Genomic DNA, 19,931 nt, shown 5'->3' with positions numbered 1-19,931 from the left:
GCCTACTGCTAAAAAGGTGATATCAAAACTCTTTCCAACTTAACGATAGTACCCCCCGAAGTACCACCATCCAAAGAAAATTAATAAAAGGACGAACAATACAATCCATAACGCCGCCCACGCACCACTTCCAGGATAGTATGGAGGTGGATAAGGGGATGGATATGCGTAAGGACCCGGATATCCGTAAGCCATCTCACAACCTCCTTTAATCGAGACTCCACTAATCCTCTATTAATAATCTATGCAACAGCCTGCCAACTGTATAGGCAACTGTCGATTTCTGTTCAAAGGAGAAAATGGAAAGCTACACTTATTAATCATAAAAAATATCTTTATGGGACAGACAAAAACAAACACGCTTTCACATAGGTATTAGTTATAGGCGAATGTTACATTAGCGGAGGTGCCAATATGTCTGGAATTTTGACTGCACTTGGAGTCTTGATTAAAGAGATTTTCTTTCTTGTCTCTTATGTAAAGAACAACGCCTTTCCTCAACCATTATCACCTGAAGATGAAAAGAAATTTTTACGTTCAATGGCTGAAGGTGATAGCCATGCTCGCAATATGCTAATCGAGCATAATTTACGACTTGTGGCCCATATTGTGAAAAAGTTTGAAAATACGGGTGAAGATTCAGAGGATTTGATTTCCATCGGTACAATCGGATTAATCAAAGCGATTGAGAGCTATTCAGAAGGAAAAGGGACAAAGCTTGCCACCTATGCTGCTCGTTGTATTGAAAACGAAATATTAATGCATTTGCGAGCTTTAAAAAAGACAAAAAAGGATGTTTCTCTTCATGATCCGATTGGGCAGGACAAAGAAGGGAATGAAATTTCTCTCATTGATGTATTAAAATCTGATTCTGAAGATGTCATCGACACCATTCAATTGAATATGGAGCTGGAAAAGGTCAAGGAATACATTGATGTGTTGGATGGCCGTGAACGAGAAGTGATTGTCGGTCGATTTGGTTTAGATTTAAAAAAGGAAAAAACGCAGCGCGAAATCGCAAAAGAGCTTGGAATTTCCCGGAGTTATGTGTCCCGGATTGAAAAGCGTGCACTGATGAAGATGTTTCATGAATTTTATCGGGCTGAGAAAGAAAAACGAAAAGAAGGAAGATAAAGCTTGTAGAAGCCGGTCTATAGATCCGGCTTCTATTTCATTTTATCAAACTATCATTAGATGAAAAGATTCATCTCGGCAATTCGTAGGTTTTCTAAGTATGAGCTTTCCTGAAAAAAGCATCTTAAACTGTACGATCATTTGACGCACCTAGGCCAAATATAAAAAGGAGAACACTGACCATAAGCAACAATAGGATCGGAAGGTGCCAGCTAGCCGTAATGTCATGGAACAACCCAAACAAAGTCGGTCCTGTCGCTGCCAGCAAATACCCAACCGATTGCGACATACCGGACAAAGAAGCGGCATCAGAGGCATTTTTTGTCCGTAAACTCAAAAAGATCATAGCTAAACTGAACGCACATCCCCCAGCAATTCCTAATAAAATTGTCCATAACGAGATAAGTATATTATCGCTGAAATAAAGACCACCCAATGAAACAAAAAACAGGAAAGCCATGATTAAAACGAGCAAACGTTGGTTCTTCATGCGTCCTGCAACGATCGGGACAACAAATGATACAGGCAGCGATGCCATTTGAAATAAAAAGAGCATCCAACCAGCACTGTCCTCACTTAAGCCTCGGCTTGTCATGATTTCAGGTAACCAAGCAATCAATACATAAAAAAGCAGTGACTGCAATCCCATAAAAAGTGTAATCGTCCAAGCCAGCGGTGAGCGCCACAGACTTCGCCGAACCGACACACCGTTACTTGCCATCCCAGCTGACGCTCGACTCACCCGAACTTGAGGTAGCCAAAATAGCATGGATATTAGAACGAGCAATCCCCAAATTCCAAGTGCGCCATTCCAACCTAAACCAAGATTATGGGCAAGCGGAATACTCACACCTGATGCAATCGCACCGCATAAATTCATGGACACTGAATACATCCCTGTCATAAGACCAACTTTACGAGGAAAATCCCGTTTAATCAAACTTGGAATTAGCACGTTGCACACGGCAATCGCGAGTCCAAGCAAAATGGTGCCAACAAACAATGGAACGATTGCAGGCAACGTACGGATTGCAATACCAAACATTAACAAAATCAATGCATAAAGCATGATTCGTTCCATCCCGAAACGACGCGCTAAAATAGGCGCGAACGGTGAAAGAATCGCGAAAGCAAGCAACGGCAATGTTGTGAGCAGGCCGGCAGCAGTATTTGACAACTCAAGGGATTCGCGAATGGATCCGATCAATGGGCCTACCGACGTTAACGGTGACCGCATCGTCAATGAAATAAGGACGATGCCTAAAATAATCGGCCACCCCAATGAATACGACTGTTTTGAAGCAGTTAATTTTGCATCGCTGTGCACAGTCATGGTTGCTCCTCCTGTTCTTTGATGATAACTTCTTTTGATTCCTGGATATAGCAATGAACTGCTTCTACGGCACGATCAGCATCCTGGTCGACAATCGCTTCGACCAATTGCCGATGTATTTCCAAGAAATTCGCGCCAGCTTCATAACGAGTCAAGCTTGTAATTGAATCTTGCAATGCTTCAGCAATATGGCTGTATATTTCAATCAATATTTCATTATGAGACGCCTTGATGATTATTTGGTGTAAATGTATATCCTCCGTTACAAAACGGTCAATATCACTTGATTTTGCCGCTTCCTCACAACGTTCCAACTGGACAAGAAGTTCACGCACCTCACCGCTTGTTCTGCGTTGTGCAGCTAGATGAGCTCCCTCACGTTCGAGAGCATGTCTAACTTCTAACGTTTGTAATGTATCCGAACGCAAAATGCGTCTTTTCATCGCTGCACCTAAAGCACTTGAAGAACAGACATAAGTTCCGTCACCTTGTTTCGTCTTCAAAAGTCCGGAATGTATTAATGCCCGAATTGCTTCCCTTAACGTATTTCGGCTAATATTCAACTCTTTCATCAACTCTGGCTCGGCTGGAATGCGCATCCCTACTCCCCAATTACCAGATTCGATTAAACTTTCCATTTGTAATGCAACTTGCTCAACAAGCGTTTGTCGATTTGGTTTCTGAAGCATGAACCCATCCTCCGGTATTAGAATTATCAAACATAGGATGTTTGGTTAATAGGCATTTTATCATTCCTCTTATATTAAAACAATAAAATGAAATAAACGCATCAAAGAAAGAGGAAGATTAATTTGTGATTTCGCCCAATAACTGAACAAAATCAAGCAATTCTGGATGCTATAAAAAGGAGAAAGCATTAATTGGAGGTTTTTAGAATAATTAAAATCGCCTCTAGTCAGTTGGATAATGGCCTGCCAAGCAATCAAAAGAAAGAAGACTTCAATTAACGGGTGGTTTTCAGTTTCTTTCAGAGAAAATCAAACACTCAAAAAAAGTAGCGGTGAAAACTATTCATTTTCATCACTACTTTTTTGGTCTTTTCAGACAGTTTCTTCTTTTTTATTCCTCTACAGTTGTAACTTCCGATGCAATAATTAAACCGATTGTTCCACAAACGACAAAACCCATCACAATTAAAAACATTTTGCCACACCCCATATGATTTAAATATGTTGTTAATTCGAATTTAACATATTCATAACGTAATAACGTTGGTGGAATGTGAACATTCTGTTAAAGTAAACTATTTATTTTTTCTTTTTCATCAGCTTAAATTCAAGGGTCAACAACAACACCTTTAAATACATAAGCTCACTCCTAACATATTAGCCGTTTCGTTAGGTAGTATCCTTCTCCACCCAAAATACTCCATTTCTCCTTTGCATTAAAAACATCATCATTATGCCCACCTTTCTATCATTTTTTTAGAATAAATTTTAAAATAAGCGCTGAGCGTCCAATACCCGTGTTTTTGCCTGTTCATATGCATCCATTGCCTGCTGATCACGAATTGCTTCTTCAAGGGTAATATTTCGTTTTTTGATTGTCATAGTAAAGAATAAAATATTAAGTGTCATACCTATCACCTCCTTTAAATCCATTCAGTAGCGAAGGACTGAAATCATCGAACATGCATTGATACGATGAAAGCTCCATGTTATTTTGATTCATCACCTTTATCAATACCCTCCTTCCACTTTACCTAACCTTTTTGGACACAAAAATGCCGCAGAGCTTTCGAACTGCGGCTAAAAAAGTGCATAAAAAGCCGCAGGACACAATTCTCCCTGCGGCATGAATGCTTATTTATAAAAGGTCATAAATTAGGCGATCCATTCCTTGTCGGTCGAATGTGAAAATAATGCATATGAAATTGCAAATTCAATTAATAAACTTCCTTTAAACTTCATCATTTTCTTCGACCTCCTTTTAGAATATTTCGCTTCTAGTGGTAATTATATCCACAATTTTAATAATTGTAAACCTTTTTTTTGCCTATTTTATTAAACAAGCTTTTATTCCTCTTCTAATCCTTGTTTTAAATCATCAATCAAGTCCTCCACATCTTCCAGGCCCACTGAGATTCGCACTAGGCCGTCAGTGATCCCTAACGCAGCACGACGCTCTTTTGGAATAGAGGCATGTGTCATCCGAGCAGGCACAGATATGAGGCTTTCCACAGCGCCTAAACTTTCTGCAAGTGTAAAATATTTCACCTTTCGCAAAAGCTTATCCGCATTCTCTTCACTTCCGACATCGAAGGAAACCATACCCCCGAATCCTCTTGCTTGTTTTTTGGCAATTTCATGATTTGGATGTATTGATAACCCAGGATAATAGACTTTATGAACACGAGGATGCTGCTCAAGAAATGCAACAATTTCTTTCGTGTTGACCTCTGTCTCTTCCATTCTAATTCCCAGCGTTTTCATTCCTCGCATTAATAACCAAGAATCCTGCGGCCCTAACACTCCACCTGTAGAGTTTTGTACGAAATGCAACTCCTCAGCAAGCTTCTCACTGTTAACAACCACCAGTCCAGCTACAACATCAGAATGACCGCCAATGTATTTCGTAGCACTATGGAGGACGATGTCCGCTCCAAGCTCAATTGGATTTTGCCAATATGGGGTTGAAAATGTATTATCCACAATCGTTAATAACCGATGCCTTTTTGCTATCTTTGCGGCTTCGCGAATGTCCGTAATTTTCAGCAATGGATTCGTCGGTGTCTCGATATAAACGGCCTTTGTATTTTCTTTGATTGCTTTTTCGATCTCCTCTAAATTACTTGTATCGACAAAAGTAGCTTCAATGCCAAAGCGGTTCAAAACTTTAGCAATGACCCGATAGGTCCCACCATATACATCATCGGTCAGAACAATGTGGTCGCCGCTATTAAATAACATGACAACCGCAGTAATCGCTGCCATTCCTGAACCGAATGCAAAACCAGCATGGCCCCCTTCCACCTCTTTTATAAGCTCCTCCAGGGCATGACGGGTCGGGTTACCTGTACGGGAATATTCGAACCCTTTATGACCACCAACACCATCCTGCTTATATGTGCTTACCTGATAAATCGGTACTGAAACAGCACCAGTCGCAGGATCTCCTGAGATTCCGCCATGAATTAACATTGTTTTGCGTTTCATCCTAAATTCCTCCTTCATAAATCTTCTTACTTAAATATCTTTCACTACCATCTGGAAATATCACGACAATATTAGTCCCTTTTTGGGCGTTCTTTGCTTCTTCTAAGGCAGCGAAGAAAGCCGCTCCAGATGAACTCCCCACTAGTAAACCTTCTCTCCTGGCAAGCTCTGTGACTAGCGTAAAAGCATCTTTATCTAAGACTGTATGAATAGCGTTAAAGTAACTTGTCTCCATATATTCTGGGAGAAATTCCATTCCGATCCCTTCCGTTTTATGCGGCCCAGATTCGCCTCCATTTAAAATCGATCCTTCAGGCTCTACGATCACTGTTTTAATATCTTCATTCTGCTCTTTTAAATACCGTGCCGTTCCCATAAAGGTACCACCCGTACCTGCTCCAGCAATAAATATATCAATCTGTCCATCTAATTGCTCCCAAATTTCTGGTCCCAACGTCTTATAATACGTATTGGGGTTTGCTGGGTTGGCAAATTGCTGTGGCGAAAATGAATTAGGAATTTGTTGAAGCAATTCATCTGCCTTCTTAATCGCCCCTCGCATCCCCTCTTCTGTCGGAGTATGAACGATTTCTGCTCCTAAAGCCTTCATTAGCTCTTGCTTTTCCAAACTAAATTTTTCAGGAACACAAACCATCACGCGAATTCCAGAATGAATCGCTGCCAGCGCTAGTCCAATTCCCGTATTTCCAGCAGTGGGCTCTATAATTGTACTGCCTTCCTTTATTTTACCTGCCGCTAATGCTTCATGGAGAAGCTCCACTCCTAAACGGTCCTTTACGCTTCCTCCAGGATTAAAAAACTCAAGCTTAGCGAAGATTCGAACCCCTTCGGGAAGCGGAAATTGGCTAATTTCCAGCATTGGAGTACGCCCGATGAGTTCATGAATATTTTTATACACGTTCAACCTTCTCACCCTTTATGAAAGACTCTTTTCGCGAACATAGCTCCCATTGGATAGCGAAAAGTGCCGCATTAAAATATTGCTCCTTCTGGTTTTCGCAAATGTATAAATTTCGTTTTTAGCTTTTCGCAATCGCAGCCACGATTTTAAGCACCAGTGTAGCAGAATTGATAGCAGCTTTTTCTAAAAATTGTTCAAATGACAGATCAGATTCCTTTCCTGCAATATCAGAAAGCGCCCGAATAATAACAAACGGTATTCCAAACTGATAGGCTACTTGTGCAATCGCAGCTGCTTCCATCTCAACAGCTTGCAGGTTGACGAATTTATCTTTAATTGCCTCTACACGTTTCGGATCACTCATAAAGGAATCCCCTGTTGCAATCAAACCTGTTACGACTTGAATTTCATCAATTTCAGCCGCTGCTTTTTGCGCGATTTGAACTAATTCTCCATTTGCTTCAAAAGCAGGCGGAAGCTGAGGAACTTGCCCATATTCATACCCAAAGGCAGTAACGTCTACATCATGATGACGAACCTCATCAGAAATGACAATATCACCAACATTTAATTGAGGATGAAAGCCTCCGGCGGATCCTGTATTGATAACGTAATCAGGCTTATATTTTACTAATAAAATCGATGTTGACATTGCCGCATTTACTTTACCAATCCCTGAACGAAGCAAAATAACCTTTTTTCCAGCTATTGTGCCTAGAGTATATTCACATCCAGCAATTGTTTCTACAGTCCTATTTTCCATCTTCTCTCTTAATAAAGTAACCTCTTCTTCCATGGCTCCAATAATGGCAATTGTCATGTTCATACCTCTTTCTTATTTTTTTAATGCTTCCATAATCCAGACAAAATCATTCATTTTTTCAAAGGATACTGTAAAATGATTCGCCTCTAGCATCTCTTTTAAAATGGGAATGGTTGTATAATATTCCCGTTCCAGATCCTCCGCTAAATTGTGAAAGCCTTTTTCGCTAGCGTCTTTAATCGCTTGCTTATATGCTTCAACCGATTCATACATCGTATCCGCAAACACTATTTTACCACCTGATTCGAGGATGTTTCCATAAGCAGCAATAGCTTCCGCTTTTTCTTTGTCTGTTAAATGGTGAAATGCATATGAACTGACAATGGATTGCACACTCTTTTTGAATTCAAAGCTTAAAAAATCGCCCTCTTTAATTTCTGCCCGATTTCCGATCTTTTCTTGCGCAAGATTCCTCATGGCAGGAGAAGGCTCGAAGGCTGTAACCGTTCTCCCTCTTTTAAGCAGCTCTTCTGTCAAATTTCCTGTACCAGGACCAAATTCAATAACATGCCCGAAAGTGCGTTTGGCTACCTCAGCTAAAATGGCTTCATAATGTCGAAATACTTCTTTATATTCCAGATCATGGCCTGTTACTGTTTCATCATAGTGGTCGGCCCATTGTTCAAATAGCTCAATAAATTCTTTTCCCATACCGACACTCTCCAAATTTGATATATTTTAAAATATAATAATTCCTATGAGTATACTATGATTTTGTGAAAAATACGTTCTTAATGTACCACATGAAGCAGACCTAGGCAATAAATTGATTCGTTTTCAAAATAAAAAAGTTTGTTGCTTCTTGACAGTATTTTCACAAATGAATGATCTTTGGATTAATGAAGGCGCAAAATATTCGCGGGGTTGAAGCAATAAAATTTTTTAGTACTCAGTGCAACTGGAAAGAACCAGTACTTTGGATTTCTTTTTGATGCTATTCTTACTTGACTTAATAGTTTGCCAGGCGAATAAAAGAAACAAAAAATGGAGCAGCTGAGGATTGAGAAATTCAATCTCCAACTGCTCCATTGTTACTTTCGTTCATATTTATTTATCTAATTTCTGCCAATTCTTCTACCTTCGTCGGTTTCCAGCCTCTGCCATCAACCCATTCTATGTAAACGCGGTAGATTTCTGCTTTGTTTTTTGAATAAACCGTTCCGACAGATTTATTTGGCCCATTATTCCCTAAAAAATGGATGGTCATATTATTTTCTGCTAACCCTGTCGCATAATGAATGGCTTTCACCATCTCATCCCAGTCAATTCCATCATATTGATTAACATGTACACCCGTTTGTACAGTTCCAACCGGTTCCCATCCCGGATTTACAATCGTACGAATTACATTTGAATCGCTTCCACCCTCTGTGACGATCTCTTCTTCATCATTAGAAGGGGATTGTTCCACCTCTTCTGTCATCGTCTCTTCTTCAGCATCTACAATCGGTTCAGTCTCATCGACAGTTGATTCCTTTTCGGCTTCTTCTGGTGATTCCTCAGTCTCTCCCCGCTCTTCTGTTTCAATTTCCTGTTGTTGCGTATTTTCCTCATCCCCATTCCCAGAAAAAATGTAGTAAGAAACAAGGATGATTAATATTAACACTATACCTATTAAACTATTCAGTATGACATTCTTTTTTCTTTCTTTTGTACGTCGCTGATAACGCGAGCCATCATATTCATTATTCATTCGTTATTGCCCTCCCCAAGCCACAATCAATCTACTTTCACTTTTAAGGATGACAACATTCTATCATGTCTCCGTAAAAACTTGAAGGGATATACCACCTAGATAAAATGATACTATCGTTCAAATCAGCACCAATCCTTTATTCATTGAGAAAATAGCCCCAAAATGCATCCTTTTATTGCTACTCAACAGACTTCTCATTCAGATGATGATCTAGTTCGTATAAACCCTTTACCATCTCTGCGAAAAGTGGAGTAACAGAGCCTTCTGAATCATCTACACCTAAATTAACAGCAACCAGTGCGTATTTCGGTTGTTCGAATGGAAAATAGCCGGCAAACCACTTGTTTAACAATTGCCTATCTCCATCCATAATTCCCGTTTCCGCAGTACCTGATTTGCCAGCAACATCATAAGGAAGACCTTGCAACCCTCTTCCCGTTCCCTCCTCATTCACTACGACTTCACGTAGGAGCTTTTGTAGCTTCATTGCCGTATACGGCGAAATAGCTTCATTCTCTAGTGTTTTTTTCTCAAATGGAAGCAGGGAAGTTCCATTCCGGTATTCAATCTCTGTAGCGACCCTTACCATTTCTCCCTTTCCTCCTCTAGCGATTGTGGCCATCATATTAGCTACTGCAAGCGGTGTGACTCTTACTTCATGTTGTCCAATTCCAGTCATCGCAACAAAATTATCATCCTTTTTCGCAGACTCATCTAAAAAAATTCGGCCTTTATCCTCATCTGCAATTTGTCGAAAATGCTCAAAATGATAAATATCCCCTTCCCAGCTAACAGGGCCAAGGAGAGAAAGCTTTTTAGCATAATCTTCTATTAGTCCCTCGTCCATCTCCTTCAATTCCTTCGCTAATGTTCCAAACGTGTTATTGCAGCTTAAAGCAAAGCTTTCTGTAAAATTAAGCATGCCATGCTGATAATTCGGATCCTCTTTTCCCATGATCGTTTTATTGCAATCAAATTCCCTTGTAGGATCATCAAGTTCATGCTCAATAGCTGCCGCCGCAACAACTGTTTTAAAAACAGAGCCTGGAATATGCTGACTGACCATCATATTATGAATACCTTCTTCAAATGGAGCCTTTTTGTTAATAGTCGGTCTCGATACAAGAGCGAGAATCGAATTGGTTTCAATATCAAGAAGTACGAGCCCTCCTTTTTTGATCTGGTGTTGGTCGACAAGCTTCTCGGCAAGCTCCTGCATTTTCTTGTCCAATGTCGTCTTCACATTGACAGGATAAAACGGATTCGCAGGTTCAACATATTTCACATTAATCCCGAATAACGGTCCGCCAATACCGTCAACATGATAGACAAGTTTCGACTCGCCGTCTGGTAGAAGAAATTCGTCAAAGCTTTTTTCCAAACCTGTCAAGCCAATGAGCGTATTTAATGGAAGCTCCTTATCTGGATATCTCTTTTTAATTGTATCGGGATTTTGCCCTGTTATTCCAATTAATTGTTCAGCCGAATAATCTGTTAAAGAATATTTTTTTTCCACAGCAAAAACACCTGGTATTTCAAGACGGTTAACTTCGCTCATCTGCTTATCAGTTAACGTAACAATTTCAGGGTTACCAAATGCAATCGGTTCCTTCGCTTCTTCTACTGCCTGTTTAAGTGCAATTGGTGAAACTTCCATAATTTCCGCTACCTTTTCTACATCCCATGTCATATTCTTTAAAAACGGAAAGAGAATGAGAACGGGCATCTTTTTATGGACTAAATATTCCCCATTCCGGTCAAGAAAGCTTCCTCTTCCATTATCAATAATCATTTCTTGTGAACGTTGCTTCACGCTCGCCTCAATCAAATTCACTTGACGCTTGGAAAAATGTTCAGTTGCTGCGAGCTGCAACTGAACAAGTCTGCCCATTAACACGGTTAGTGAGCAGAATATAATCACAATCATAACGATTATTCTTTTTCTCCACATAAAAAACACCTCATCAAGAGTTTTGACGAGGTGTTTTCGTTTCAAACCACCGAAAGAGGTAATTTGCGTAAATTAGGGACAATATCCCCATAAATATTGATTATTTGCACTTTGTTATATGTCAGTGTTGGCTTTTGGCTCATTTTATCTCTGTTCGTGAAATCAACTGAGAAGCGTGTGAAACGAAGATTTCACACGCAATGAGCAAAAGCCTGTTTTCTCAACTGAATTTTTTAACAAAACCTGTTATTTAATTTTTGTAATACGTACGTTCATTTCTCCACCTGGGGTTTGCACTGTAACTTCATCATCTACTTTTTTGCCTAATAAGCTTTTGGCAATCGGAGAATCATTAGAGATTTTCCCTTCAAATGGATCTGCTTCTGCACTTCCAACAATTGTATATGTTTCCTCTTCCCCATCCGGCAATTCTACAAATGTAACTGAATTACCTAGTGTCACAACATCGCCACTTAACTCGTCTTCTTCAATAATTTTTGCATTGCGGATCATATTTTCTATTGTTGTAATTCTACCCTCAACAAATGCTTGCTCTTCTTTTGCGGAGTCATACTCAGAGTTCTCAGATAAATCACCGAAGCTACGGGCAATTTTTATTCTTTCAACCACTTCTTTTCTCTTTACTGATTTAAGATGTTCTAATTCCTGTTGTAATTTTTCCTTTCCCGCTAATGTCATCGGGAATACTTTCTCTGTAGCCAAAATCCTTCACTCCTTCTAGTTTCACAACCCCCATATAGATTGTGGATGTTTATATTTTTATCTCGAGCAATGGTATTGTTCCACTTATCAAAAAGGGACAAAAACCACTCCCATACTAATTGATGGGTGTAATGCCCTTGATTCTATTCGTATTCTTTAATGAGTGAATATCTCCCTTCTCAGTTAAAAAATACTATATGTAACAAGCGTACACCCTATTCGTAAAATGCATAGGAGCGCGCCCTTATTTTTTCAGGGCGCGCAGTTAAGGTGTAAGAAACCATTCTCCTTGTTTAGAATAAGAAAAAATAATCTTTTCCAAGTTAGCCTGCAAGAGACAAAACGAGCTAATCTCTACGTGCTATTTTTTGAAACCGTTTTTCTTATTTACTGCCTATTGTGTCATAAAATTGATTTTTGTTCAAGAATTGTTTGAATCTTTGTGACCATCAAGTCAATCGCCACATGATTATGTCCACCTTCAGGAACAATAATATCAGCATAGCGCTTCGTCGGCTCAATAAACTGATTATGCATTGGCCGAACAACATTTACATATTGGTCAATGACAGAATCTAATGTCCGACCACGCTCTTTAATATCACGGGATAAACGACGAATAATGCGAATATCAGCATCGGTATCAACATAAAGCTTAATATCCATAATACTTCTTAATCGTTCATCCTCTAATACAAGTATTCCTTCTAAGATAATAACATCCCTGGGCTCAACCACTACCACTTCTTCAGATCGGGTATGGAGTGCATAATCGTATACAGGTTTTTCAATCGATTGATAATTTTGCAGAGATTGAATGTGTTCAAATAGCAAATCATTATCAAACGCAAGCGGATGATCATAATTCGTTTTTAAGCGCTCCTCAAAAGGAAGATGAGACTGATCCTTGTAATAAGAATCTTGCTCAATCATTAAAATGGAATGTCCTTTAAAACGATTATAAATCGAGCGAGTAACACTTGTTTTTCCTGAACCGGACCCTCCGGTTACACCAATGACAACAGGCTTGCGCATCCTCTTAAAGCTCCTTTCGCATCATGTTGTTCGGGTAAACGGGTTGGTTCACTTTAAATTTCACAATTTGTAGTGGATGACGGGCCGCATCTAACTCATTTCCATCCTCGTCCCAAATCTTCTCAATGACGTGCGTAAAATTATTTATTTCCGGTCCGAAGAACTCCACTTCTTGACCCGGTTTGAAATGGTTACGCTGCTGCAATGTGACCATTTTCGTTTCCGGATCATAATCAAGCACGAGTCCAACAAAGTCAAATTTCGTCTTCTTGCTATGGTTTCCAAACATTTGCTCTTTATACCCTGGAATTCCTTCAAAAAATGCTGGCGCTGTATCACGATTAGCACATTTATCAAGTTCTTCGATCCATTCACGCTTGATCTTAAAATTGTCTGGATCAGCACAATAAGCATCAATCACTTTTCGATATACACTGACAACAGTTGCAACGTAGTGAATCGATTTCATTCTTCCTTCAATTTTCAAGCTATCAATACCTATTTCAATCATCCGCGGAATTGATTCAATCAACTTTAAATCCTTGGGACTCATTGCAAACGGTGCATCTCCTTCAGAAAATAAGGAAACCTCTTTATCTCCTTGCAAATCATATAAATCATAGTCCCAACGACAAGATTGACAGCAGCCGCCTCGATTAGAATCGCGTGCTGTCATATGATTACTTAATGTACAACGGCCTGAATACGCGATGCACATTGCCCCGTGAATAAACGTCTCAATTTCGATATCGACTTTCTCTTTCATTAATTCAATTTCTTCTGCACTTGTTTCACGGGCAAGTACTACTCGCTCCAAGCCTTCTTCCTTCCAAAACTGGACTGCTTTCCAGTTTGAAAGCGATTGCTGTGTACTTAAATGCACTTCTATTTCAGGTGCTAATCTGCGACAGGTCTCAATTATAAGCGGATCTGCAACGATGATTCCAGCAACCCCAGCTTCTTTTAAACCGAGAATATACTCTTCTAAACCATCAATGTTTTCATTATGAGCAAATATATTGGTGGTTACGTAGATTTTTGCCCCATATTTTTTGGCAAACTCCACGCCTTCCTTCATTTCTTCAAATGTGAAATTCCCTGCATTTGAGCGCAATCCATACTCTTGACCACCAATAAAAACTGCATCCGCACCATAGTGAACAGCAATTTTTAATTTTTCAAGATTCCCCGCAGGTGCGAGCAATTCCGGCTTTTTCACAATAACACGCTTTCCGTCCACAATTTCTGAAATACGATCTCGCATTGTCGTGGTCATTCGTGAACCTCCCTTTTATTTTAAAACTAACTTTTCTTATCTCTTGTAGAATTCAATCCGCTTCCGCTTTTCTTTTTGTCCAGCTCCGAGCGCTATCGGCTCGAGGTCATAAGCCATTCTGTCAAGGAGGTTAAAAACAACCTCCCTGCCAGCCTGTCTTATGCTTGTCGCCGATGGGCAAGCGCTCTCCGCTTTTCTTTTAATAAACTGTTTCTTTAAAGAAGAAGCCGGTATCGAGTTTGCGGTTTGGTGGTTGGATTTTTTCTATCTCAGCTAATAATTCATCTTTTTCGTCTTCATATTGATCGGGATCGTTTGCACAAAGGTCAATTGCTTTTCGATAAAGGGCTGTTACTGCCTCAATATATTCAGAGCTTTTTAAAATCCCGTCAATTTTAAAAGAATCAATTTCTGCTTCTATTAGCTCTTGCAATTCATCAATCATACAAATATCATTTGGACTCATAATATGCGTCCCATTGGAATCCTCAAAAATTGGATATTTGCTTTCACGCTCTTTATCGTGCAAAAACATATTTTTATTTTCTTTGCGGTTTTCAATTTCAAGTGCTTTTCCTTGGTACTCAAAATAATTTCCCAGCAAGGAACGCTTTGATTGAAACATTGCAGTCATGCCATGAATCTGAACTTCAATTTCAACCTCTGCATGCTCTTTGATTTCAATAACCGATTCTAAATTAATTTCTTTCGCTAATACTGCACGCTTAGCCCCTTTTTTCCCCCAATAATTACAATGGTACCAGTTCGTTCCTGTTGTTTCCGTGCTCCAATGCAGCTTGAGCTCAGGAGCAACTTCTCTGGCAATCATTAAAACAGCGGGATCGCCAAAAATCACTGCATCTACTTTAGCATCATTGAGAAATCTCAGATAATCATAAAGTTCATCGATCTTTTCATTATGAAAGATCGCATTAACAGCAACATATACCTTTTTCCCTTTTGCATGGGCGGATTCCGTCACTTTCATAATGTCATCTTTTGAGAATTCACCGGCAAGTCTTAAGCCGTAACGCTCTTCTCCAATGACAAATGCATCTGCACCTGCATCAGACAATGACAATATATCGTCAACACTCTTTGGTGTCACTAATAATTCAGGTTTTTTCAACTTTTTCACCTCTTTTTACTTATCGCAACGCCATCTCCAACAGGTAAAATAACCGTATCATATTGAGAATGTCCCATCAGCCATTCATTAAACTCGTGAATTTTTCTCACTAAGCTTCGAATACGTCGATTTTCAATATGAGGATCACACACAAGCCCTTTAAATAAGACATTATCTGTAATCATGATTCCATCCTTCGATAAATAGGAAGAATACATTTCAAAGAATCGTTTATACTGCCCTTTTGCCGCATCAATAAAGATCGCATCAAACGGCGCAAAGCGCTTAACCTCAGCTTCGACCTCCAGCGCATCTCCTTTAATTAAGTAAATTTGATCTTGTTTACCCGCCTGCTCAAAAAAACTCTCCGCTTGCGAATAACGCTCTTCGTCTCGTTCAATAGTAACGATTGTTGCATTGGGAAGAGCATCCGCCATCCTTAAAGCGGAATAACCAATAGCTGCTCCAACTTCCAAAATAGAGGTTGGCTTTTGAATTCGCAATATTTGTAGAAGCGCTTCAATTCCAGTCGGCTCCATAATGGGCACTTGCTGTTGCTGAGCTAATTTTTCCATTTGTTGAAAAAGCTCTGTTCTTTTTGGGATCATTTGTTCAATGTATTGCTCTATTTCTCCATGCATCGCTCGTTTCACCTCGGTTCTCCCGCTTCCATGCAATAAAACGGAAAGTACATATCTATAGACATGAAAAAATAGCGTCCACAGAGTAGATTCGCAGGATACTGGCTAAGCCATCAAAGAGAATCGAGCTTTTCTGTGATACACGCTATCGGCTGTCCTATAAAACACTTTTTCTATTTTAGCATATATGTTTTAATATCACAATATTCGATAATAGTCTAGAAAAATGATTAATATTTCAAAAAAAGACTGGAATGTACATGCACATTCCAGCCTTTATGAAGATAAGCAATATATGTTTTTTGTCGCTCGCAAAAGAACCTATTTTTCTAAAATATGAACAGCATTGTATACCTTTTAATTCGTGATATGTTCCGCTTTTTTGCGATTATGTTCATCCAATGTCTTGGAGAACAGTACATCTCCAGCTCCTGTCGCTAAGAAGTACAGGAAGTCTGTTTCCGCTGGATATAATGCAGCCTCAATTGAAGAAACTCCAGCGTTAGCAATTGGTCCGGGAGTTAAGCCTTTATTCTTATATGTGTTATAAGGATCATTTACTTCCAGATCCTCATACAAAACCCTGTCTTTATGCTCTCCAAGCGCATATAAAACCGTCGGATCTGTTTGTAAAGGCATGTCAATATCCATACGATTGTAAAAAACACTCGCAATTTGATCTCTTTCCACTTGCTCAGTTGCCTCTTCCTCAATCAATGATGCCATTGTTAATAATTGGTGCGGTGTATATTCCATTTCTGCCATTGGACCAGTATATTGTTCAATTACTTCTTCAGACTTCGCCAACATCACCGTGACAATTTCCTCTATTGAAGGCTCTTCCTTATAATAAGGGTAGGTAGCTGGGAATAAATATCCTTCTAAAGGATATTTGATATTTTCATTAAAAATCTCATTCGTTAAGAGGTTAGGATATAATTGCATCATCTTATTTATAAATGCCTCATCATTTAATTGAGCAAACACCTCATCCACATCGTGATCTGTCTTCTCACCAATAATTGTTGCAATCTCACTCAATTGTTTTCCTTCAGGAATGGTAATTTTAAAGACAACCTCTTCCTCTATTTTTCCTGTCTTTAAGCTTTCAATGATTTCAGGAAATGTCATGGCCGGTGTCATTGAATATTCTCCTGCCATAAATTCTGATTCATTCTTAAATTTCACATAATATTTAAATACTTTCGCATCTTTTATAATGCCATTTTCCTCTAATATTTGCGAAATTCCTGTAACAGAAGATCCAATAGGAATTTCGACTTTTTTCTCTGTTTTATTATCCGGATCAACAGGCTGCAATGCATTTTTTATGTAAAAATAACCGCCTGTTAATGTTCCTACAATAAGTAAACATAATACGCTCGATATGATAAATACGATTTTTCGTACGACTTTCGCTTCTTGCTGCCGCTCTATCATTTTTTCACGCATATATTCTTTCTTTGACTTTTTTTCCTCTGATGCCATCGGTTTCCCCCCAAATAAAAGAAAATGGATATCATTTCCTCTACTAGCCAATCATCTCGCATTATTATACTATATTTTTTTTATTAAATTCGCAATAAAAGACATAAAAACAGCATATTTGCATCATGGAAGATCAAGAAAATCGAGCACTTTTGCAGCAACTACCGCGAAGAATACAGCTCCATTAGCATTACAGCGGAGCATATTGTAGAGTTTTGAAATGATTGGCATCATTATTCATATTCATATAATTTCCCTCTCACAAAAGAAAGCGAGAGTTTTTTTAAACAGATAATGCGGAAACAAGCAATTGTAAACGCCAATATTATCAATGAATTTGAAAATGACCAAATACAAATCGTGTCGCTAATCCGTCAATTCCTTTACGCATGTCTGTTTTTCCACAAATGATATAAATATTTTAAACACTTGTATAGTGGAGTTTTAAGGATGTTTCAGCCCCCTCCTATACGTTTGAATGATGTGCTGAACCAAACCGTTGTTGAAGAAGATTTCTACGCTTGCCGTTTTGATTGTCCACGGTTTACTAGAAGGAGCTGTTGATGAAGTGGATCATATGAAAATTTATGATCGAAATGGATTATTAGTTTCTGCTTTGGCATGTAAAAAAAGCACCTCCACAAATTTATACATTTACCGCACTAGGAGATGCTTCTTGTTTATATACGTTGTTTAATTGGAGTTTACGGAATTTCTAAATAATTATAACTGTTCAAGGCAAAAACATTTCAATTGTCTGAGCTTATTCTTTTGGAGAAAAAAAGACTCCGTTACTTTTTTCCATTTTTGTCTTGGTTGGAAATAAATTTAAGTTTTTTTCTAATCTGATTAATCGTTCTTCAATTTTATTTATTTTCCTAGCGAACCAGGAGATTAAATACAGAACTAATAAAAAATATATAATGTTAACTATAGCGCTGACTAAGTCCACTTAAACTCCTCCTTGAATAACTTACTAATTCACTTCTTTAATTAATGTTAACATAAGAAAAGTTGAAAATAATGAATCAGAAGTATTATTAGTTAAATCCCCTATTACACCTCCTTCAGGACTTAAAAATCTGTTTAGCAAGCGATTTATATCATCACTATCTAAGATTCCTAGTAGACTTGCTGCTTTTAAAACACTATACCATTCAAAAAAGTTATTAATATTATTTTTATTTATTATTTTTTGGACTAATGAATGAACATCTTTTGTATCAATTTTAATGTCAAAATGTTAAACACCAAGATGAATCGATAGATCTAGTTATATCCAAAAAAGGAAAGGACAGTATTGTAGTATCTTCTGATAGTAGTTCTGGAGAACAACATATATTCACCTATACACAGGATGATTCTTTCTATGTCATTGACGGTAGAAGAATTTTATGAGGAGGAAATTACTAACATAAATAATAACAGTTTTACTATATAATGGCTAATAATTGGACACCTATTTATCAAGGTTCCTCTAAATATAGTTTTTCTGATGCGGGAGAAACCTTAAATTACTTAGTTACAGTAGTAGCTTACTTGACAAGGTTTCAGTATAGCCAAAAGTGAAATTACAAGTAAAATTGGAGCTTGGTTAAATATTGTTGGACTAGGCACAACTTTTGCTTTAAAAGCTTTTAGCGGCTCTTGGTCTATAAGACAGTATAGAACTTCAGGTAAAGTAATTATTAGTGGAAGTGGAGCAACTAGTCCTAATTATGCTTATAGGTACCAAGATTCTTTACTTCAATTTTCTATACTTGGTAAATCTTTCTCAAATCTTTATGGTAAAATCGGTAGTTGGTTTTATATGACGAGACCTTACTATTCTGATAGATAGAGAAAGGATCTATTTATATAGATTCTTTCTCTGCTTTTTTTAAAATTTCTTTTATTAACTTTTTTACAAAATGGAGGATTTTTGAATAAAAAAATATCAAATAATTCTTTATCCGGCTTACTCTTTGTTATTGCACTAGTAATAATCATATTATTGTTTAATCTCAGCACTGAAGTCGGTATGATATTTTGTCAATTATTAGTTATTGTTGTATGTATTAAAAGATCTGTAGAAATTTCTAAAACAAAAGGTCGAACTACAGAATTTTGTTTTTTTGTTATTGTCTCCATTCTGTTAGTAATTTATTTGATTTTTAGTTTTACCAACATAGTTAGATAAGGAAACAATGTTTCTTATCCAACTATTGCTGTCTGAGCTTTATCAAGCCATTCTCTTCAAAAACAAAAAAGGCACTGAGATAAATATACTCTCAATGCCTTAACTGACATAGGTCATTTTTTTGTTAATGATTATTCTTCATCCTGCTCTTCAAGGAAGGTGTTTAACATTTCTTCAATTAAATCCCACTCTTCTTCTGTTTCAATCGGCTGAAGATCACCGTCATTTGTGTCTTCAGATGGGACAAATGCGGAAGCGTGGATTTCAATTTCCTCATCGTCTGAATCATCTTCTCCAATTGGATAATACAGAACGTAGGACTTTCCAAATTCATCTGAATCAAAGGTAAATAAGATTTCGCATAGCTGCTCGTTTCCTTCTTCATCAATTACTGTAATATTATTATCACCGTGGTTCATTTTTTC

18 protein-coding genes are annotated in these 19,931 nt (G+C 38.2%); 1 reads left to right on the top strand and 17 read right to left on the bottom strand.

What is annotated here, in order from left to right:
• Positions 1-39: 39 nt before the first annotated feature.
• Positions 40-195 (bottom strand): hypothetical protein, encoded by a 156-nt coding sequence (locus NST02_RS09235; RefSeq protein ID WP_170211302.1) that lies wholly within the window; start codon positions 193-195, stop codon positions 40-42.
• Positions 196-414: 219 nt separating this feature from the next.
• Between NST02_RS09235 and sigK the strand changes: the two genes are divergently transcribed.
• A complete protein-coding gene (gene sigK, locus NST02_RS09230) occupies positions 415-1,134 on the top strand; it encodes an RNA polymerase sporulation sigma factor SigK (protein ID WP_095306899.1) in 720 nt (239 codons plus the stop codon).
• A gap of 124 nt (positions 1,135-1,258) precedes the next feature.
• Here sigK and NST02_RS09225 read toward each other — a convergent pair whose 3' ends face one another.
• From NST02_RS09225 to NST02_RS09150, 16 genes are all read right to left on the bottom strand, one after another.
• Positions 1,259-2,467, bottom strand: coding sequence for a CynX/NimT family MFS transporter (locus NST02_RS09225; protein ID WP_137743861.1), 1,209 nt, complete (start codon positions 2,465-2,467; stop codon positions 1,259-1,261).
• Positions 2,464-3,156 carry a FadR/GntR family transcriptional regulator gene (locus NST02_RS09220; protein WP_095306900.1) on the bottom strand — a complete coding sequence of 231 codons (693 nt, stop codon included), beginning with the start codon at positions 3,154-3,156 and terminating at the stop codon, positions 2,464-2,466. Before NST02_RS09220 ends, NST02_RS09225 begins: the two co-directional genes overlap by 4 nt.
• Before the next feature lie 768 nt (positions 3,157-3,924).
• Positions 3,925-4,065, bottom strand: coding sequence for a YrzI family small protein (locus NST02_RS09215; RefSeq protein ID WP_340948787.1), 141 nt, complete (start codon positions 4,063-4,065; stop codon positions 3,925-3,927).
• Between the two features lie 438 nt (positions 4,066-4,503).
• Positions 4,504-5,643 (bottom strand): bifunctional cystathionine gamma-lyase/homocysteine desulfhydrase, encoded by a 1,140-nt coding sequence (locus tag NST02_RS09210; protein WP_095306902.1) that lies wholly within the window; start codon positions 5,641-5,643, stop codon positions 4,504-4,506.
• Position 5,644: 1 nt separating this feature from the next.
• On the bottom strand, positions 5,645-6,568 hold the full coding sequence (locus tag NST02_RS09205) for a PLP-dependent cysteine synthase family protein (protein ID WP_095306903.1): 924 nt from the start codon (positions 6,566-6,568) through the stop codon (positions 5,645-5,647).
• A gap of 115 nt (positions 6,569-6,683) precedes the next feature.
• Positions 6,684-7,385, bottom strand: coding sequence for a 5'-methylthioadenosine/S-adenosylhomocysteine nucleosidase (gene mtnN, locus NST02_RS09200; RefSeq protein ID WP_095306904.1), 702 nt, complete (start codon positions 7,383-7,385; stop codon positions 6,684-6,686).
• A 15-nt stretch (positions 7,386-7,400) separates the two neighbouring features.
• Positions 7,401-8,039, bottom strand: coding sequence for a class I SAM-dependent methyltransferase (locus NST02_RS09195; RefSeq protein ID WP_095306905.1), 639 nt, complete (start codon positions 8,037-8,039; stop codon positions 7,401-7,403).
• Between the two features lie 400 nt (positions 8,040-8,439).
• Positions 8,440-9,081 (bottom strand): YrrS family protein, encoded by a 642-nt coding sequence (locus tag NST02_RS09190; RefSeq protein WP_095306906.1) that lies wholly within the window; start codon positions 9,079-9,081, stop codon positions 8,440-8,442.
• A 181-nt stretch (positions 9,082-9,262) separates the two neighbouring features.
• The gene (locus tag NST02_RS09185; protein WP_095306907.1) at positions 9,263-11,035 is read right to left on the bottom strand and encodes a peptidoglycan D,D-transpeptidase FtsI family protein; all 1,773 of its coding nucleotides are present in this window, start codon (positions 11,033-11,035) and stop codon (positions 9,263-9,265) included.
• Between the two features lie 246 nt (positions 11,036-11,281).
• Positions 11,282-11,758, bottom strand: a complete 477-nt coding sequence (greA, locus tag NST02_RS09180; RefSeq protein WP_095306909.1) for a transcription elongation factor GreA — start codon at positions 11,756-11,758, stop codon at positions 11,282-11,284.
• 402 nt (positions 11,759-12,160) lie between these two features.
• Positions 12,161-12,793, bottom strand: a complete 633-nt coding sequence (gene udk / locus NST02_RS09175) for a uridine kinase (RefSeq protein WP_095306915.1) — start codon at positions 12,791-12,793, stop codon at positions 12,161-12,163.
• Between the two features lie 4 nt (positions 12,794-12,797).
• On the bottom strand, positions 12,798-14,069 hold the full coding sequence (locus NST02_RS09170; RefSeq protein WP_095306921.1) for a peptidase U32 family protein: 1,272 nt from the start codon (positions 14,067-14,069) through the stop codon (positions 12,798-12,800).
• A 199-nt stretch (positions 14,070-14,268) separates the two neighbouring features.
• Complete coding sequence (locus NST02_RS09165) at positions 14,269-15,198, bottom strand: peptidase U32 family protein (protein ID WP_212933147.1); 930 nt, start codon at positions 15,196-15,198, stop codon at positions 14,269-14,271.
• Positions 15,199-15,203: 5 nt separating this feature from the next.
• Positions 15,204-15,839, bottom strand: a complete 636-nt coding sequence (locus NST02_RS09160) for an O-methyltransferase (RefSeq protein WP_095306929.1) — start codon at positions 15,837-15,839, stop codon at positions 15,204-15,206.
• A gap of 357 nt (positions 15,840-16,196) precedes the next feature.
• Positions 16,197-17,327 carry an endolytic transglycosylase MltG gene (mltG, locus tag NST02_RS09155; RefSeq protein ID WP_212933146.1) on the bottom strand — a complete coding sequence of 377 codons (1,131 nt, stop codon included), beginning with the start codon at positions 17,325-17,327 and terminating at the stop codon, positions 16,197-16,199.
• A gap of 2,310 nt (positions 17,328-19,637) precedes the next feature.
• Positions 19,638-19,925: a DUF1292 domain-containing protein gene (locus NST02_RS09150; protein ID WP_340948779.1), complete on the bottom strand. Its 288-nt coding sequence runs from the start codon at positions 19,923-19,925 to the stop codon at positions 19,638-19,640.
• Positions 19,926-19,931: the final 6 nt, after the last annotated feature.

It is taken from the genome of Robertmurraya sp. FSL W8-0741 (genome assembly GCF_038004005.1).
Taxonomy (GTDB): domain Bacteria; phylum Bacillota; class Bacilli; order Bacillales; family Cytobacillaceae; genus Robertmurraya; species Robertmurraya siralis.
This window is presented reverse-complemented; position numbering and strand designations above follow the sequence as displayed.

Coding starts and splice junctions, on each gene's coding strand:
- NST02_RS09210 (WP_095306902.1), bottom strand. CDS start 5,643: ATGAAACGCAAAACAATGTTAATTCATGGCGGAATCTCAGGAGATCCT.
- NST02_RS09170 (WP_095306921.1), bottom strand. CDS start 14,069: ATGACCACGACAATGCGAGATCGTATTTCAGAAATTGTGGACGGAAAG.
- NST02_RS09225 (WP_137743861.1), bottom strand. CDS start 2,467: ATGACTGTGCACAGCGATGCAAAATTAACTGCTTCAAAACAGTCGTAT.
- NST02_RS09160 (WP_095306929.1), bottom strand. CDS start 15,839: ATGCATGGAGAAATAGAGCAATACATTGAACAAATGATCCCAAAAAGA.
- udk (WP_095306915.1), bottom strand. CDS start 12,793: ATGCGCAAGCCTGTTGTCATTGGTGTAACCGGAGGGTCCGGTTCAGGA.
- NST02_RS09150 (WP_340948779.1), bottom strand. CDS start 19,925: ATGAACCACGGTGATAATAATATTACAGTAATTGATGAAGAAGGAAAC.
- NST02_RS09185 (WP_095306907.1), bottom strand. CDS start 11,035: ATGTGGAGAAAAAGAATAATCGTTATGATTGTGATTATATTCTGCTCA.
- NST02_RS09195 (WP_095306905.1), bottom strand. CDS start 8,039: ATGGGAAAAGAATTTATTGAGCTATTTGAACAATGGGCCGACCACTAT.
- mltG (WP_212933146.1), bottom strand. CDS start 17,327: ATGGCATCAGAGGAAAAAAAGTCAAAGAAAGAATATATGCGTGAAAAA.
- NST02_RS09190 (WP_095306906.1), bottom strand. CDS start 9,081: ATGAATAATGAATATGATGGCTCGCGTTATCAGCGACGTACAAAAGAA.
- NST02_RS09220 (WP_095306900.1), bottom strand. CDS start 3,156: ATGCTTCAGAAACCAAATCGACAAACGCTTGTTGAGCAAGTTGCATTA.
- mtnN (WP_095306904.1), bottom strand. CDS start 7,385: ATGACAATTGCCATTATTGGAGCCATGGAAGAAGAGGTTACTTTATTA.
- NST02_RS09215 (WP_340948787.1), bottom strand. CDS start 4,065: ATGACACTTAATATTTTATTCTTTACTATGACAATCAAAAAACGAAAT.
- NST02_RS09235 (WP_170211302.1), bottom strand. CDS start 195: ATGGCTTACGGATATCCGGGTCCTTACGCATATCCATCCCCTTATCCA.
- sigK (WP_095306899.1), top strand. CDS start 415: ATGTCTGGAATTTTGACTGCACTTGGAGTCTTGATTAAAGAGATTTTC.